Source organism: Dokdonella sp. (assembly GCF_035511235.1).
Classification (GTDB): Bacteria; Pseudomonadota; Gammaproteobacteria; order Xanthomonadales; family Rhodanobacteraceae; genus Dokdonella.
Map to the genome: position 1 here is coordinate 12,302 of NZ_DATKFQ010000038.1, position 14,327 is coordinate 26,628.

The following is a 14,327-nucleotide window of genomic DNA, read 5'->3' on the forward strand; positions in this document are numbered from 1 at the left end:
CATATCACCGCCGTGACGCCTCGCGCGATCAACCCGGGGCAGTCGCTGCAGCTTCTGCATCCGTCGCTGCCTGTCGACGGCAACCACATCGTGCTCGGCCGCGATCGCGACATCGGCGCCGGCGAGACGGCCGTCCAGCTGGATGTGCCAGTGGGGCAGGCGCCCGTCGTGCGCCTCGTCCAGCAGTCGACGGCGCATGATCCGCTGCAGTACGCCGGCGCCACCGTGGCGACGGCCGGCAGCGATCGGACGATCACGCTGATCGACGTCGACGGCCGCCCGATCGCCGGCGCACGCGTAACGGTGCGCGAGCTCGGCGTGTCCGGACAGACCGATGCTGCCGGCCGTCTCGTGATCGCGGCCGCGCTGTTGCCGGCGGGGGCGTGGACGCTGGATGTCCTCGCGGTCGACGGCAGCACACTGGTCGTTGAGATCATCATCCAATGAGCGCGCAGCGGTTTCCAGCGCGACCCGGTGCGCCAGGCGCGACGGCCAACTCGGTTATCGTCGTCGTTCCGCCGCCGGCAGGCGCTGGCGGAAGCGACGACGGCGGCGGTGGTGGCACGCCGGGCGGTGGTGGCGACGTCGCGCTGTACGTCGACGGCTGCGTGAGCGTGTCGGACGGGCGCATGTTCGTTCTCGGCCTGCTCAATCTGCCGGAGGATGCTGAGGTGCAGTGGACGGCCGTCGCGTACGAGGCGTGGAACTACGTCGTCGGCGACGACGGCGTTACGAGCACGCGACGCACATGTCTGGCGGTCTACCTCGGCGGCGCGCTGCGGATTGAGGTGTCGGTCAACGGGGAGGCGATCGGCACGTTCGATGCCGAGGGCCCGGACGCGCCGACGACGTGCGCCGAATTTAGCAACCCGCACCCCTGATGCAGATCCGAGGCGTCGGCCAGCGACCAAAGCCCAAGGGGCGCACGCCGCTGCGCGACCAGGTGCGGCAGTGGGCGCGCGCCGCAACGCCGTGCAAGACGTGCTCGGCGTTGCGGAAGATGGTCGATCGCGCAGTGACGCGCAAACGCGTCTAAGACGAGCGACCGCCGCCGATCTGATCGGTGCCCGCTGTAGAGCTAGTCGATTCTGTCTCTATTGACAATAGCGCGGATCGCGCTATACTTAATCCATCAGCACGGCATCCCGCCAGCGCTGTCTGCCCAGAAGGCAACGACGATGAGCAAGAAGAATCCCGTTGAAGTAGCCCGCAGTCTGCCGGTCCGCTTTGTCGGAGGGGACAGCGTAGCTTTCACGATGCCGAACAGCGTCGAGGTCACGCACATCCCGGCGTCTCTTGAGAAAGAGGCGCGCGAGCAGGCTGGAAGGGCCGATGGAATCTACGGCTCGGAAGAGCAGAAAGCCAAGGCCGCATGGATGTCGGAGCTGCTGAAAGAAATGGAGCGCATCGCGCGCGAAGTTGTTCGGAGTGCGCGTGCATGATCGCTTTCGCATACGGCCCCTTTACCTTCGAGCCCGGCCGCGCTCTGCGCGTGGCCGGGGAAGCCTACCGCGCATGGGTCATGCGCTACGAGAGCGAAAAACTCGGCGAGCGCACCGCGCCGGCTGAAGCCGCGCAGACCGATATCATCGGATTGTTCGGCGTTGACCGCGGTGCATTTGAAAGCCGCGCGCGCCGCGAGCACGCGCCAGCGCGGATCGATCTGATCGATTTCGAGACCGGCGACGCAATCGGTAGCTTCGCGAGCGATAGCGACTGCGGCATGACACCAGGGCTGATCGACGATCGATCCCGATACTGGATTCGCAGCGCTGATCGCCGTCGCTGTCGCGACGTAACGCTGAGTCAGTTCGCCGGCATTGCCGCGGCACATTCCGCGCCCGAGAACGCATGGACCGCTGGACTGATGCCGGATTCGGTCATGACGACCGAAGCCGAAAGATGGCGACCGCCCACAAGCTGGGAAATCCGACACGTCGTCGGAGAGGGCAGTTTCACGGGCGTGTCCGGCGCTAAAGCCGCCGCGCTCGTTGGCGTGACGCCGCAGAATTTCCGCAAGTACACCGCGCGCGACGGCGCCGCTTCGCGGCAGAGCATGAGCTTCGCGCTGTGGCATCTGCTGCTGCACCGGCTCGGAGTCCAGCGCGCATGAATCTCTCGATCATGAGCGTGCAGCAGCTGGTCGATGTGATCCGGGAAGCGTCGGCCGAGTTGTCATCGCGACTCGCTGATCCGGTCGTTGATCGTGTTCGCGCCGCGCGACCGAATGTCGTTGTGCGAGAGCCGTCAGAAGACGACAAGGACTTCGCGCTGCGAATCAAAGCCATCGTCGCGTCGGGCGGCTACGTGAGCGCAGAAGATCGAGACCGCATTGCCGCACTAGCCGCTGAATTCGGCCCCTGGATCAAGCGGCAGGGGTTGCCGACGGAGCGTGGAACGGGCGCCTGGCGGAAGCTCGCGCAGAGTCGTAGAATCAAGCCGGCGAAGGAGCGCTAACTGCAGAAATGCAGCTCAGAAAATTGCGTGACCGGTTGTACCTAACTGCCGAACAAGCAGCTCAGAACATCAGGCCCTAGCGTTGACTTGACTGCCGCGAAGGCAGCTCAGAAAAGTTTCAAGTTGGACTTCGATCACTGCCGAGCAGGCAGCGGGCGTGCCGCGCCCATCACAGCCATGACCTCCCGCAGCTGAGCCATCCCGGTAGCATGCGCTACCGGGATGGCTCAGCTGTCGCCGGGCATCAGCCGCACGCGTGTCAAGTCGCATAAGATATTGATCGTTAAAGTATGGCAGCGGCCTGCAAAGCCGTGTACGCCGGTTCGATTCCGACTCAGGCCTCCACGACATCGTCCCACGATGTCCCGCGACATACGAAAAAGCCCGCAGCGATGCGGGTTTTTGTTGTCCGGCCGGTCGAGGTTGGCCGCACGCGAAGCTCAGAGCGCATCGTTCTTGCGCGCGCCGCGCAGATTGGTCGCGGCCAGGAACAGCTGCAGCACGACCAGGGCGTAGGCCTTCGCGTAGAGCCCCCAGACGATCCACAGCGCGTTGCTGGCGAGGAAGCACCAGAAGCCCCAGCCGCGCTGCTGTTTCTGGCGCGCGCCGACGTTCCACGCCGCCAGCACGGTGACCGCCATCGCCGGCCACTGCACCCAGTCCAGATCCATCGTCGTTCCCCATGCGGCCGCGCCCCGGGCGAAGCCGGACGCGGCCGCGTCGTGTGCCGCTCAGCGCGGCGGTTCGATCGATTGCGCGTAGGTGCCGACCAGTTCGCCCTTGGCCAGTACGTGGCCCTGCGTGGCGGCCAATACTGCGTCGCGGTCGGAGCCGGCCGGCAGGTCGAGTTCGCGATCGAGCGCGAGCACCTGGACGTGATAGTGATGCGGCGGATCGCCGACCGGCGGACGCGGCCCGAAGTAGCCAGGCGAGCCGCGCGAGGTCCGCCCCTGCATCAGACCCTCCGGCGCGGTCAGCCGTTCGATTTCGTGCAGACCTTCCGGCAGCGAGGTCGTGCCGGTCGGGATGTTCCAGGCGACCCAGTGCACGAACGGCGTGATCGGCCGTGCATCGGGATCTTCCACGATGATCACGTACGAGCGCGCCTCCGGCACCGCGGTCCATGCCAGCGGGAACGAGATGCCGTCGGCGTACTCGCTGTGGCGCGGCGGGATCGGTGCGCCGTTCGCGAACGCAGGCGAGGTCACCTGCAACGTGCCGTCGGTCGCGGTTTCGGGCCGCGCCAGCGCCAGCGGCACCCCGACGCCGCGCGCGGCCTGCGCGTTCATGACGTCGGCCGGCGGCGCGGCGCTTGCGGCTGCGGTGCGCTCGCGGCCGGCATAGGCGATCCGGTAGATCACGCCGTTGCCGTCGTCGGCCATCAGCAGGGCGCCGTCGCGCGCCATTGCCAGGCCGACCGGACGCGCGAAATGGCTGCGGCCGTCGCGGCTCAGGAAGCCGCTGACGAACGGCTCGATGCGCTGCGGCTGGCCGTCGCGGAACACGATGCGCACGATTTCGTAGCCTGACGCCGGCTTGCGGTTCCACGAGCCGCGCATCGCCGCGAACGCATCGCCACCGTACTCGGCCGGAAACGCCTGGCCGGTGTAGAACAGCATCTGCATCGGCGCGGCATGCGCGGTGTAGCCGAGCGCCATCGGCGTGCTGATCGCCTTCCACTGCGCCTTGGTCAGCCCGCCCGGCGGCGTCGACTGCGGATTGAGTCCGCCTTCGCCCCAGACGTGCGGCCACCCGTAGCGCTTGCCGAGTTCGATGCGGTTGAGTTCCTCGGGCTGCTCGTCGTCGCCGAGATAGTCGATGCCGTGATCCAGGCCCCACAGTTCCCCGGTCTGCGGATGCCAGGCGAAGCCGATCGTGTTGCGCAGGCCGGTCGCGAAGATCGTGCGCGAGCGGCCGTCGGGCGAGGCGCGCAGCAGCGCGGCCGATTCCGGATTGGCCTCGTTGCAGGCGTTGCAGGTCGATCCGGCGCTGATGTAGAGCATGCCGTCCGGGCCGAACGCGAGCGTGCGGTTCGGGTGCTGACCGGTATCGGGCAGATCGCCGATGATCATCCGCACCGGCCCGAGCGTGCCGTCGGGCTGGATCGGCGCGGCGAACACCTCGCGCGAGGTCGCGACGTACAGGCTGCCGTCGTGGACCGCCAGTCCGTGTGCGCCGGGACGATGCAGCACGGCGACCGGGGTTCCGTCCGCGCGCCCGTCCGCGTCGGCATCCCGGAGCATCAGGACGTCGCCCTGATCGCGCCGGCTGACGTAGACCGTGCCGTCCGGCGCGACCGCCAGGATGCGCGGATTGCGCAGGCCCTCGGCGAAGACCGAGATGTCGAATCCCTTCGGCACCTGCAATGCGGAGATGCGCTGCGGTGTCGCCGCCACCTTGGCGGGCTTGTAGACGTGTGCGGCGACGCGCACATCGGTTCCATCGTTCTGCTGGGCGCCGGCGGTGCCGGACAGGCCCAGGGTGCCGACGAGGGCGGCGGGCAGCCAACGTGCCATGGCGTAGCTCCTTGGGGACGATGGCGATCGACGCTAGCAGGCGCTCGCTCGCTCGATGATGAAGCCGGCGGATGCGCCTTGTGCGGTGCCAGCCGATGTTCACGTTTCCCGTTGTGCTGCGGCGGCCGGCCGTTGGCGGCATCGTCGAAGCTGCACACGGGTTGGCGGTCGTCGCGTCCCTGCGGTTCCATCGGTGCGTGACCGACCGCGATTGCCGACCCGGGCCGGCGAGACTGCGGTATCCGTTCATCGAAGTGCCCGCATCGGCGCCGCCGAGACATTCGCAATTCATGCAGGCGGCGACAGACTCGATACGGATGATGAGTGCCCTTTCGACATCCGCGCGGACCGCGCCGGAGCTGGACCTGCCGCTGACGCTGCGCGTGCTCACGATCAATGCGCACAAGGGCTTCGGCTTCCTCAACCGCGGCTTCGTGCTGCACGAGCTGCGCGAGGCGGTGCGCGCCAGCGGCGCCGATCTGGTGTTCCTGCAGGAGGTGCTCGGCGCGCACGCCAGCCATGCGCGACGCTACGCCGACTGGCCGAGCCAGCCACAGTACGAATTCCTCGCCGACAGCATGTGGCCGCAGTTCGCGTACGGGCGCAATGCGGTCTATCCGCAGGGCGACCACGGTAACGCGCTGCTGTCGAAGTATCCGATCGCGCGCCACGACAACATCGACGTGTCGGTCGGCAGGCACGAGCGCCGCGGCCTGCTGCACTGCGCGCTGACGCTGCCCGGCATCGATCTCGGCCTGCATGCGATCTGCGTGCACCTGGGTCTGCGCGAACACCAGCGGCGCGCGCAGATCGGCCGGCTGATCGACTACGTCGCGACCCGCGTGCCGCTCGAGGAGCCGCTGATCGTGGCCGGCGACTTCAACGACTGGCGCGGCCGCATCGGCGAGGAGCTGGCGCAGATCGGTCTGCGCGAAGTGTTCGCGGTGCGCCGCAAGGCGCCGGCTCGGACGTTTCCGGCGCGCTTTCCGCTGCTGCCGCTGGACCGCATCTACGTGCGCGGTCTGCAGATCGAGGACGCTGCGGTGCTCGACTCGCGGCCCTGGTCGCATCTGTCCGATCACGCGCCACTGCTGTCGCAGGTGCGCCTGTGAAGACGCGCTGGCACGACGGACACCAGGTGCGCCTGCTCGAGAACGGCGAGGGCTTCTACCCGCGCGTGTTCGAGGCGATCCGCAACGCGCGGCGCGAGGTCATCGTCGAGACCTTCATCCTGTTCGAGGATGCCGTCGGCGAGGCGCTGCGCGATGCGCTGGTCGCCGCGGCACGCGCCGGCGCCTCGGTCGACCTGACCGTCGACGGCTACGGCTCGCCGACGTTCTCTCCGGGGTTTCTCGCCGCGCTCGCCGAAGCCGGCGTGCGCGTGCGCGTCTTCGATCCGCGCCGGCCGCTGCTCGGTCTGCGCACCAACCTGTTCCGGCGCCTGCACCGCAAGCTGGTCGTCGTCGACGGCGAGCGCGCGTTCGTCGGCGGCATCAACTATTCGGCCGATCACCTCGGCGATTTCGGTCCGCAGGCCAAGCAGGACTATGCGATCGAGATCGTCGGCCCGGTCGTCGCCGACATCCGCACCGCCGCGCAGACGCTGATCGGGCCGCCGCGGCGGCGCTGGCGCCTGCCGGACATGCGCTGGCGGCGGGCGCGTCAGCCCGCGCCGGCACAGCCGGGTGACGGCGCCCGCGTCGCGTTCGTGACGCGCGACAACGGCGCGCATACCGACGACATCGAACGGCATTACCGCGTCGCGATCCGCGCCGCGCGCCGCCGCATCGTGATCGCCAATGCCTACTTCCTGCCCGGCTACCGGCTGCTCAAGGGGCTGCGCGATGCGGCCCGGCGCGGCGTCGAGGTGACGCTGATCCTGCAGGGCCATCCGGACATGCCGTGGGTCACCGCGGCGACGCGTTCGCTGTACCACTATCTGCTGCCGGCCGGTGTGCGCATCGTCGAATACTGCCGGCGCCCGTTCCACGGCAAGGTCGCGCTGGTCGACGAGGACTGGGCCACGGTCGGCTCGAGCAACCTCGATCCGCTGAGCCTGTGGCTGAATCTCGAAGCCAACGTGCTGATCCGCGACGAAGCCTTCAACGAGACGCTGCACGCCCATCTGGAGCGCCTCGCGCGCCACGACTGCACGCCGATCGACGCCGGCGACCGGCGCGCGATCGGCGGCGTTCGCGCGGTGTTCGGCATCGCGCTGTTCCACCTGCTGCGCCATTTCCCGCGCATCGCCGGCTGGCTGCCGGCGCATGCGCCGCAGCTCGGCCGCGTACGCGAGCCCGAGGTCGCCGCCGTGCGCGATTCGACCACGCCGGTGCCGGTCGGCGAACTGGTCGCGCCGGCGCCGTCGCCGGAGCCGGACGTGGCGGCCGGCGACCGTGCGCACGCCGCCGGCGGGGGCAGTCGTGCCTGAGCGGACCTCACCGAGGCGGCGCTGGCCGATGCGGGCGGTGCTCGCGGTCTTCTACGTGGCGCTCGCGGCCATGCTTTGGACGGTCGGCCGCGAGCTCGACTGGGCCGAGGCCGCGACCGCGTTCGCGAAGCTTCCGGTCGGCGCGATCCTGACCGCGGGTGCCTGCAGCCTGGCGTGCTATGCCCTGTACGCGGCCTATGAGCTACTGGCCGCACGGCAGGCGCGCATCGCGCTGCCGCGGCCGCAGATCGCCGCGATCGGCTTCGCGAGCTATGCCTGCAACCTCAGTCTCGGCGCGATGCTCGGCGCGCTCGGATTGCGGCTGCGCCTGTACACGGCGCGCGGTATCGATGCCGCCTGCGTCGCGCGCGTGATCGCGTTCAATCTAATGACGAACTGGTCGGGCTATCTGCTGGTGCTCGGTGCGGCCTTGCTCTTTTTACGCGTCGAGCCGCCGCCGGCCTGGCGGATCGGCGCGACGGCGCTGCAGGCGACCGGCGCTGGCTTGCTGGCGATCGTCGCGGCCTATCTGTGGGCCTGCGCGCGCGCGCGGCGGCGGACCTGGCGCTGGCGCCGGCTGACGATCGAGCTGCCGGCGCTGCGGATCGCGCTGGTCCAGCTCGCGCTGTCGGTGCCGGTCTGGCTGCTCGGCGCCGCTTCGCTGCACGCGCTGCTGCCGCCGGCCGATTTCGGACTGGTGCTGATCACCTTGCTCGGCAGCGCGGTGATTGGCCTGGTCGTGCGCGTGCCGGCCGGACTCGGCGTCGTCGAAGCGGTCTTCATCGCCTCGCTCGGCAGCCGGCTCGGTCAGGCTCCGCTGCTGGCCGCGCTGCTCGCGTATCGCTGTGTGCACTACCTCGCGCCGCTCACGCTGGGCCTGGCGGCATTCGCGATCATGGAGCTGCAGCGCAGGACGCGTACGACGCCACAACGCGGGCACGGCGCCGCCGGGCAGATCGCTACCGCGCGACGGCGCGTGGCCTAGCACACCGTCGCCCGCACCTGCCTGCGCCGCGGTCCGGCGCTGCTGCGATAGCGGTCGGCAGGTTCTCCGCGATACGCCGCGGCGGCATGGACGCTCTTGCCGGCAAGGCCGGGACGGATCCGCTGATTCGGCGGCTGCCGCCTCAGCACTCGATCACGTTGACCGCGAGGCCGCCGCGCGAGGTTTCCTTGTACTTGTCCTGCATGTCGCGCCCGGTGTCGCGCATCGTCTTGATGACCTTGTCGAGCGAGACGCGGTGCTTGCCGTCGCCGCGCATCGCCATGCGCTGTGCGTTGATCGCCTTGACCGAGCCCATCGCGTTGCGCTCGATGCACGGAATCTGCACCAGGCCGCCGATCGGATCGCAGGTGAGGCCGAGGTTGTGCTCCATGCCGATCTCGGCGGCGTTCTCGACCTGGTAGATGCTGCCGCCGAGCGCGGCGGTCAGGCCGCCGGCCGCCATCGAGCAGGCGACGCCGACCTCGCCCTGGCAGCCGACCTCGGCGCCGGAGATCGAGGCGTTCTCCTTGTAGAGGATGCCGATCGCGCCGGCCGTCAGCAGGAAGTCGACCACGGCGGACTCGTTCGCGCTCGGGCAGAAGCGGTCGTAGTAGTGCAGCACGGCCGGGACGATGCCGGCGGCGCCGTTGGTCGGCGCGGTGACGACGCGGCCGCCGGCGGCGTTCTCCTCGTTGACCGCCAGCGCATAGAGGTTGACCCAGTCCAGGATCGTCAACGGATCGCGCAAAGCGATCTCAGGGCGCGAGCACAGCTCGTCGTACATGACCGGCGCGCGGCGCTGCACCTTGAGTCCGCCCGGCAGCACGCCGGGACTGCGCAGCCCGCGCGCGACGCAGCTCTGCATCGCGCGCCAGATCGCCAGCAGGCCGCTGCGGATGTCCTCCTCGCTGCGCCAGGCGCGCTCGTTGGCGAGCATGACGCCGGCGATCGACAAGCCCGATTCCTCGCAGCGCGCGAGCAGCTCGTCGCCGCTGTGGAACGGGTGCGGCAGCGGCGTGGTGTCCGGGACGATGCGGTCCTCGGCAGCCTCGTCGTGGTTGACGACGAAGCCGCCGCCGACCGAGTAGTAGTCGCGCGTGGCCAGCACCTCGCCGGCCGCGTCGTAGGCGATGAAGCGCATGCCGTTGGTGTGGTACGGCAGCTTCTGGCGCTTGTTGAAGACCAGGTCGGTCTTCTCGTCGAACGCGATCTCGTGGCGGCCGTGCAGGCGCAGCCGCTTGCTGGTGCGGATCCGCGCGAGCTTGTCCTCGATGACGTCCGGATCGATCCGGTCCGGCCATTCGCCCTCGAGGCCGCACAGCACGGCCTTGTCGGTGCCGTGGCCGCGTCCGGTCAGCGCCAGCGAGCCGTACAGCTCGGCGCGGATGCGTGAGGTGCGCTCGAGCACGCCGCGCTCGTCGAGCCAGCGCTCGGCGAAGCGCGCGGCCGCGCGCATCGGCCCGACCGTATGCGACGAGGACGGGCCGATGCCGATCTTGAAGATGTCGAAGACGCTGACTGCCATCGCTGCGGATCCGGGAAAACGTCCGCGATTGTAGCCGAGCGTGCAGCGGCCGAAGCGACGCGGCCGCGCGCCGAACTCAGCCGGATGCGATCGTCTTGCGCAGCACCGGCGACAGCCGGGTCTTGATGCCTTTGTTCGAGACCGCGTCGATGTAGTAGTAGTAGGTCTGGCCCGCCTTGACGCGCTCGTCGACGAACTCGTAGCGCCGGCCGGCGTCGGCGCCGCGGTGCGCTTCGATCAGATCCGAGGCGCGCACATACGGTCCGGCGCGATCGCTCGCGCGATAGACCACGTAGCCGGCGGTGCGCAGCTCGTTGTCGGCTTCCCAGTGGATGCGTGCCGGGCCGCTGCCGCTGGAGACGGTCCGGGTTTCGGCCGAGACGGTTGCGGGCGATGTCGGTGCTGACGGAGGCGGCGTTGCGTTCGCCGGAGCGTCGGGCCGGGTGATCTGGGCGAGCGCGTGGTCGAGCGACGGCGCCGGTATCGCCTGCTCGGCCTGCTCCTCGGCGGCGAACTGGCGCACCGACTGGCCCTTGCGCAGGCCGACGCCGAAGAAGCGGATCGGCAGCGTCGGCTCGTCGTCGCCGGAGATGGTCAGCTGCGCGACGTCGCCGAAAGGACCCGGAGCCGTGATCGGGCCGCGCACCTCGAGTACGGCGCAACTGCGTCCGGCCGGCTTGCACGGCGCGATCCTGGCCTTCCACGGCGCCGGAGCGCTGACCTTGAGCCGCTGCGGCAGCGGCTTGCCGTCGCGATGGACGATGCGCAGCGTGCCCTGCGCCTCGCCGCCGATCTCGACGGCACCCAGGCCGAGCGCGCGCTGTTCGGGAACGAGGCTGCCGCTGACGTAGCCGCGCAGTCCGATCGCGAGCCTGTCTTGTGTGGGGACCGAGGTCTTCACGAGCACGCTGCCGGTGACGAAGCCGGGCGGGGCGTCTTCGGCCAGCGTCGCCGTGATGCTGTGTCCGTCCAGCGCGATCTTGAGAAAATCCGGGGCCTCGATCACCTCGACCAGCCGCCAGTCGGCGGCTTCGCGGCTTTCGAGTTTCAGCGTGCGCGTCACGGCTGAGCCGCGGCGCAGTTCGCCGAAGTCGATGCCGGGCCGCTCCGGTTCGTAAGCACTCTGGATGAAGCCGCTCAGCGAAAAGCGGTAGCGGTCGACATCGGCCTCGTCGGTGAACAGCGCGAACCGGAAGCCGCTGTTGCCGAGAAAGTCCTCGGTCGGCTGCTCGATCGTGATCGTGCCGGTCTGGCCGGGCTCGAGCCGGCGCGGAAAATCCACGGCGCGGCCGTTTCCGGCCGAGCGCGCCTCGATGCGATCGAGCACGACCGGCTTGTCGCCCTCGTTGACGACGCGGTATTCGTGGCGGATCTGCTGGTATTGATAGCTCGGCGCAAAGCGTGCGTGCTTAGGCGAAATCGTCAGCGAAGCGGCTGTGGCGGAGGCAGGAGGAACGAGTAGGGCCAGCGACAGGCCGGCGAGGAGAGGCAGGCGCATTCGGACGGCGGATCGGACGATCGGGGGCGCGCCGGGCGCGCCCCCGAAACGGTCAGTCGATGCCGAACGTCGTCAGCGAGACCGGTTGCGTGCCGCTCAGCGACAGCGAGTAGGTGCCGCAGGAGATGCTGCCGGTGCCGTAGTAGGAGTCGATGTAGATGTAGTAGTCGCCCGGCGTCAGGTTCGGGTCGAGCGCGACTTCCTCCGGGCCTTCACCCGCACCGATCGCGTCCTGCGAGCTGGCGATGCAGCTGTTGCCGTCGCCGCAGGTGCCGAGCACGAACACGGCCAGGTCGCCGGTGCTGCCGGTCAGGTCGGCCGCGATCGCGACCGAGTTCGGCGTGCCGGTCAGCGTGACCTGCCACACGTCTTCCGGACCCGGGTACGGGAACGGCAGGCTGGCGTCGCAGATGCCGCCGCCGTAGTTGGAAATGTTGTTGGCGCCGCCGCAGCTGTTGCCGGAGACGGTGGCCGGCGAACCGGGCGAGAACGTGCCGACGTTCTGCGGCGTCGCGCAGCTGCCGCCGCCGGCCGGCACTTCGATGTTCGGGTTCGGGCGCACCCAGCCCGCATCGGAACGGTTGGCCGCGATCGCGGCCGTACAGCACAGGCCGAGGCCTGCGGACACGGCGACTGCAAGGAACTTGTTCATGTTTTTGTTTCCCCGGGCAATGGAATAGAAGCCTGCGGCATCGGCCATCCGGACCGTGCCGTCGACAACGCTTGAAGCCGCGTCGAAGCTAGCCGCCGATGGCGGGCAAGTCAACCGCCGGGTGCAGATTCTGCGTGACGCGTGGCCGATGCGCCTGTACTTTCGCCGTTTTCCTGAACCGCGGGACCTCGTTCGATGAAGATCCGACCCGGCCTGCCGCTCGCGGCGATCTGTGCGGTCCTGGGCCTGCTCGCCGCCGCCGGGTGCCAGCGTCGTGAGCCGGCACCGAACGTGCTGCTGATCACCGTCGACACGCTGCGGCCCGACGCGCTCGGCTTCGTCGCCGGGCGCGGCGACACGCCGGCGATCGATGCGCTGGCGAGCGGCGGGCGCGCGTTCCGCGGCGCGGTTTCGCCGGTGCCGCTGACGCTGCCGGCGCATACCTCGATCCTGTCGGGGCGCCTGCCGCGCCATCACGGCGTGCGCGACAACGGCCAGACCGTGCCGCTGGACCTGCCGCTGCTGCAGGACGTGCTCGGCCGCCACGGCTATCGCACCGGCGCCTTCGTCAGCGGCTTTCCGCTGCAGACGCTGTTCGGCCTCGATCGCGGCTTCGCGCACTACGACGACCGGCTCGACAGCGGCGAGGAGGGCTGGGTCGAGCGCCGCGCCGAGGGCACCAGCGCCGCGGCCGCAGCCTGGATCGCGCAGGATCGGGAACGTCCCTGGTTCGGCTGGGTGCACTTCTACGATCCGCACGATCCATACGAGCCCCCTCGCGAGTTCTGGCAGCCCGGTCCGCGTGGTGCCTACGACGGCGAGGTGGCCTACACCGACTACTGGATCGGCCGCCTGCTCGAGACCGCGCGCGAAGCCAGCGGCTCGCGGCCGCTGCTGATCGTGCTGACCGCCGATCACGGCGAGGCGCTCGGCGAGCACCGCGAGGTCACGCACGGCTATTTCGTCTACGACTCGACGATGCTGGTGCCGCTGATCTTCCACTGGCCCGGCCGGATCGCGCCGGGGCAGGGCGACGAGGCGGTGCAGCTGATCGACGTCGCGCCGACGATCCTGGACCTGCTCGGGCTCGATCCGCTGCCGCAGACCGACGGGCTGAGCCTCGCCCAGGGCCTGTCCGGCGGCGAACTGGCCGTGCATCCGGCGCTGATCGAGACCTGGCTGCCGTGGACCTACTACGGCTGGGCGCCGCTGACGGCCTGGCGCGATCAGGGCTGGAAGTACATCGATGCGCCGAAGCCCGAGCTCTACGCGCTCGATCCCGATCCGCACGAAACGCAGAACCGGATCGCCGAGGAGGTCGCGACCGGCGACCGGCTGCATCTGGCGCTGACGCGCTACACGGAAACGCCGGCGCGCGTGGCCGCGACCGGCGAGGACCCCAAGGCGATCGACCGCCTGCGCAGCCTCGGCTACGTCGGCGTCGGCAGTCCGGTCGAGGCGCCGCCGACCGACCGCCCCGATCCGAAGGACCGCATCGAGATCAAGGAGCGCCTGCAGGTCGCCGAGTCGCTGCTGCGCCAGCACCGCTTCGCCGATGCGCAGAGCGTGCTGACCGAGGTGCTCGCCGGCGAACCCGACAACCGCTACGCGCTGCTGCGCTCGGGCGTGGCTCTGCTCAGGCTGGGTCGTGCCGGCGAGGCGGTCGAGGTGCTGCGCCGCTCGGTATCGATCGAGCCGCACCGCGCCGAGGCACGCTTCGCGCTCGGCGACGCGCTGATGCGCCAGGGCGATTATCTTGAGGCGGCCGAGCAGTGGGCGGCGCTGTCGGAGCTGCAGCCGCGCCGCGCCGAGGCCTGGTACAACCTGGCCGAAGCGCTCGAGCGGGGCGGCGAGCCGGCGCGTGCGCAGACCGCGCGCGCCGAATACGACCGCCTGAAGGCCGACGGGAACAAGGCGGCCGAGCGCAAGGCCGGCCCGGACAATGCAGGCGATCGCACCGCGGTGCCGCCGGCGGCCGACGCGGGTGCCGCGACACCGGCGGCGGGCCGGACCGGGCGATGACGCATCTGACGCTCTACGTCACCGACGACTGCTGTCTGTGCGACAGCGCCCTGGCGCTGCTCGCCGCCGCGCGTGCGCCGGAGTTCCGCAGCGTCTTCATCGAAGAGGATCCGGTGCTCGCGGCGACCTACGGCTGGCGAGTGCCGGTGCTGCACGATGCGCGCGATGCACAGGAGCTGGACTGGCCGTTCGATCTGGCGGCGGTCAGTGCGTTCGTCCATCGCAGTCCGGACTGAGACGA

15 protein-coding genes are annotated in these 14,327 nt (G+C 69.7%); 10 read left to right on the plus strand and 5 right to left on the minus strand.

Annotated elements, in window-relative coordinates; genetic code table 11:
• Positions 1–12: 12 nt before the first annotated feature.
• From VMR06_RS16280 to VMR06_RS16300, 5 genes are all read left to right on the plus strand, one after another.
• Positions 13–447, plus strand: coding sequence for a hypothetical protein (locus VMR06_RS16280; RefSeq protein WP_325378249.1), 435 nt, complete (start codon positions 13–15; stop codon positions 445–447).
• Entirely contained in the window at positions 444–881 is a 438-nt protein-coding gene (locus VMR06_RS16285) for a hypothetical protein (RefSeq protein ID WP_325378251.1), read from the plus strand. Before VMR06_RS16280 ends, VMR06_RS16285 begins: the two co-directional genes overlap by 4 nt.
• Positions 882–1,178: 297 nt before the next feature.
• The gene (locus VMR06_RS16290) at positions 1,179–1,442 is read left to right on the plus strand and encodes a hypothetical protein (RefSeq protein ID WP_325378253.1); all 264 of its coding nucleotides are present in this window, start codon (positions 1,179–1,181) and stop codon (positions 1,440–1,442) included.
• On the plus strand, positions 1,439–2,113 hold the full coding sequence (locus VMR06_RS16295; protein WP_325378255.1) for a hypothetical protein: 675 nt from the start codon (positions 1,439–1,441) through the stop codon (positions 2,111–2,113). Before VMR06_RS16290 ends, VMR06_RS16295 begins: the two co-directional genes overlap by 4 nt.
• A complete protein-coding gene (locus tag VMR06_RS16300) occupies positions 2,110–2,457 on the plus strand; it encodes a hypothetical protein (protein ID WP_325378257.1) in 348 nt (115 codons plus the stop codon). The genes VMR06_RS16295 and VMR06_RS16300 overlap by 4 nt, the downstream gene beginning before the upstream one ends.
• 440 nt (positions 2,458–2,897) lie before the next feature.
• Here the strand turns inward: VMR06_RS16300 and VMR06_RS16305 are convergent, their stop codons facing one another.
• On the minus strand, positions 2,898–3,128 hold the full coding sequence (locus VMR06_RS16305; protein ID WP_325378259.1) for a hypothetical protein: 231 nt from the start codon (positions 3,126–3,128) through the stop codon (positions 2,898–2,900).
• Positions 3,129–3,188: 60 nt separating this feature from the next.
• Positions 3,189–4,973 carry a YbhB/YbcL family Raf kinase inhibitor-like protein gene (locus VMR06_RS16310; RefSeq protein WP_325378261.1) on the minus strand — a complete coding sequence of 595 codons (1,785 nt, stop codon included), beginning with the start codon at positions 4,971–4,973 and terminating at the stop codon, positions 3,189–3,191.
• 320 nt (positions 4,974–5,293) lie between these two features.
• Between VMR06_RS16310 and VMR06_RS16315 the strand changes: the two genes are divergently transcribed.
• From VMR06_RS16315 to VMR06_RS16325, 3 genes are read left to right on the plus strand one after another with little or no spacing between them, the layout of a single operon-like run.
• Positions 5,294–6,085 carry an endonuclease/exonuclease/phosphatase family protein gene (locus VMR06_RS16315; RefSeq protein WP_325378263.1) on the plus strand — a complete coding sequence of 264 codons (792 nt, stop codon included), beginning with the start codon at positions 5,294–5,296 and terminating at the stop codon, positions 6,083–6,085.
• A complete protein-coding gene (gene clsB / locus VMR06_RS16320) occupies positions 6,082–7,404 on the plus strand; it encodes a cardiolipin synthase ClsB (protein WP_325378265.1) in 1,323 nt (440 codons plus the stop codon). Before VMR06_RS16315 ends, clsB begins: the two co-directional genes overlap by 4 nt.
• A gap of 28 nt (positions 7,405–7,432) precedes the next feature.
• A complete protein-coding gene (locus VMR06_RS16325) occupies positions 7,433–8,389 on the plus strand; it encodes a YbhN family protein (protein WP_325378267.1) in 957 nt (318 codons plus the stop codon).
• A 142-nt stretch (positions 8,390–8,531) separates the two neighbouring features.
• Here the strand turns inward: VMR06_RS16325 and VMR06_RS16330 are convergent, their stop codons facing one another.
• From VMR06_RS16330 to VMR06_RS16340, 3 genes are all read right to left on the minus strand, one after another.
• Positions 8,532–9,914, minus strand: a complete 1,383-nt coding sequence (locus tag VMR06_RS16330; protein ID WP_325378269.1) for an L-serine ammonia-lyase — start codon at positions 9,912–9,914, stop codon at positions 8,532–8,534.
• Positions 9,915–9,990: 76 nt separating this feature from the next.
• A complete protein-coding gene (locus VMR06_RS16335) occupies positions 9,991–11,412 on the minus strand; it encodes a hypothetical protein (protein WP_325378271.1) in 1,422 nt (473 codons plus the stop codon).
• Positions 11,413–11,464: 52 nt separating this feature from the next.
• Positions 11,465–12,064: a hypothetical protein gene (locus VMR06_RS16340; RefSeq protein ID WP_325378273.1), complete on the minus strand. Its 600-nt coding sequence runs from the start codon at positions 12,062–12,064 to the stop codon at positions 11,465–11,467.
• 195 nt (positions 12,065–12,259) lie between these two features.
• Between VMR06_RS16340 and VMR06_RS16345 the strand changes: the two genes are divergently transcribed.
• Entirely contained in the window at positions 12,260–14,086 is a 1,827-nt protein-coding gene (locus VMR06_RS16345) for a sulfatase-like hydrolase/transferase (RefSeq protein WP_325378275.1), read from the plus strand.
• Positions 14,083–14,322, plus strand: coding sequence for a glutaredoxin family protein (locus tag VMR06_RS16350; RefSeq protein WP_325378277.1), 240 nt, complete (start codon positions 14,083–14,085; stop codon positions 14,320–14,322). Before VMR06_RS16345 ends, VMR06_RS16350 begins: the two co-directional genes overlap by 4 nt.
• Positions 14,323–14,327: the final 5 nt, after the last annotated feature.

What these genes read in the sequence shown, in the direction of transcription:
- VMR06_RS16330 (WP_325378269.1), bottom strand. Translation starts at nt 9,914, where the DNA reads ATGGCAGTCAGCGTCTTCGACATCTTCAAGATCGGCATCGGCCCGTCC.
- VMR06_RS16295 (WP_325378255.1), top strand. Translation starts at nt 1,439, where the DNA reads ATGATCGCTTTCGCATACGGCCCCTTTACCTTCGAGCCCGGCCGCGCT.
- VMR06_RS16345 (WP_325378275.1), top strand. Translation starts at nt 12,260, where the DNA reads ATGAAGATCCGACCCGGCCTGCCGCTCGCGGCGATCTGTGCGGTCCTG.
- VMR06_RS16340 (WP_325378273.1), bottom strand. Translation starts at nt 12,064, where the DNA reads ATGAACAAGTTCCTTGCAGTCGCCGTGTCCGCAGGCCTCGGCCTGTGC.
- VMR06_RS16315 (WP_325378263.1), top strand. Translation starts at nt 5,294, where the DNA reads ATGAGTGCCCTTTCGACATCCGCGCGGACCGCGCCGGAGCTGGACCTG.
- VMR06_RS16290 (WP_325378253.1), top strand. Translation starts at nt 1,179, where the DNA reads ATGAGCAAGAAGAATCCCGTTGAAGTAGCCCGCAGTCTGCCGGTCCGC.
- VMR06_RS16335 (WP_325378271.1), bottom strand. Translation starts at nt 11,412, where the DNA reads ATGCGCCTGCCTCTCCTCGCCGGCCTGTCGCTGGCCCTACTCGTTCCT.
- VMR06_RS16310 (WP_325378261.1), bottom strand. Translation starts at nt 4,973, where the DNA reads ATGGCACGTTGGCTGCCCGCCGCCCTCGTCGGCACCCTGGGCCTGTCC.
- VMR06_RS16325 (WP_325378267.1), top strand. Translation starts at nt 7,433, where the DNA reads ATGCGGGCGGTGCTCGCGGTCTTCTACGTGGCGCTCGCGGCCATGCTT.
- VMR06_RS16305 (WP_325378259.1), bottom strand. Translation starts at nt 3,128, where the DNA reads ATGGATCTGGACTGGGTGCAGTGGCCGGCGATGGCGGTCACCGTGCTG.
- VMR06_RS16300 (WP_325378257.1), top strand. Translation starts at nt 2,110, where the DNA reads ATGAATCTCTCGATCATGAGCGTGCAGCAGCTGGTCGATGTGATCCGG.
- VMR06_RS16350 (WP_325378277.1), top strand. Translation starts at nt 14,083, where the DNA reads ATGACGCATCTGACGCTCTACGTCACCGACGACTGCTGTCTGTGCGAC.
- VMR06_RS16285 (WP_325378251.1), top strand. Translation starts at nt 444, where the DNA reads ATGAGCGCGCAGCGGTTTCCAGCGCGACCCGGTGCGCCAGGCGCGACG.